Consider the following 899-nt stretch of genomic DNA (forward strand, 5'->3'; position numbering starts at 1 on the left):
TAGTGTCGCTGCCGCAGCTTCGGTGCATGGTTTAGCCCCGTTACATCTTCCGCGCAGGCCGACTCGACCAGTGAGCTATTACGCTTTCTTTAAATGATGGCTGCTTCTAAGCCAACATCCTGGCTGTCTGTGCCTTCCCACATCGTTTCCCACTTAACCATGACTTTGGGACCTTAGCTGGCGGTCTGGGTTGTTTCCCTCTTCACGACGGACGTTAGCACCCGCCGTGTGTCTCCCGTGATAACATTCTCCGGTATTCGTAGTTTGCATCGGGTTGGTAAGCCGGGATGGCCCCCTAGCCGAAACAGTGCTCTACCCCCGGAGATGAATTCACGAGGCGCTACCTAAATAGCTTTCGGGGAGAACCAGCTATCTCCCGGTTTGATTGGCCTTTCACCCCCAGCCACAAGTCATCCGCTAATTTTTCAACATTAGTCGGTTCGGTCCTCCAGTTAGTGTTACCCAACCTTCAACCTGCCCATGGCTAGATCACCGGGTTTCGGGTCTATACCCTGCAACTTAACGCCCAGTTAAGACTCGGTTTCCCTTCGGCTCCCCTATTCGGTTAACCTTGCTACAGAATATAAGTCGCTGACCCATTATACAAAAGGTACGCAGTCACCCCATTAAGAGGCTCCCACTGCTTGTACGTACACGGTTTCAGGTTCTTTTTCACTCCCCTCGCCGGGGTTCTTTTCGCCTTTCCCTCACGGTACTGGTTCACTATCGGTCAGTCAGGAGTATTTAGCCTTGGAGGATGGTCCCCCCATATTCAGACAGGATACCACGTGTCCCGCCCTACTCATCGAGCTCACAGCCTGTGTGCTTTCGTGTACGGGGCTGTCACCCTGTATCGCGCGACTTTCCAGACGCTTCCACTAACACACAAGCTGATTCAG

Annotated in this window: 1 rRNA gene; it reads right to left on the reverse strand. The window is 53.1% G+C overall.

The window, feature by feature from the left end:
- Nucleotides 1–899: ribosomal RNA gene (locus ABU190_RS27225) — 23S ribosomal RNA — on the reverse strand; the annotation flags it as partial.

The sequence above is a fragment of the Phytobacter sp. RSE-02 genome (assembly GCF_040578655.1).
GTDB classification, from domain to species: Bacteria; Pseudomonadota; Gammaproteobacteria; order Enterobacterales; family Enterobacteriaceae; genus Phytobacter; species Phytobacter diazotrophicus.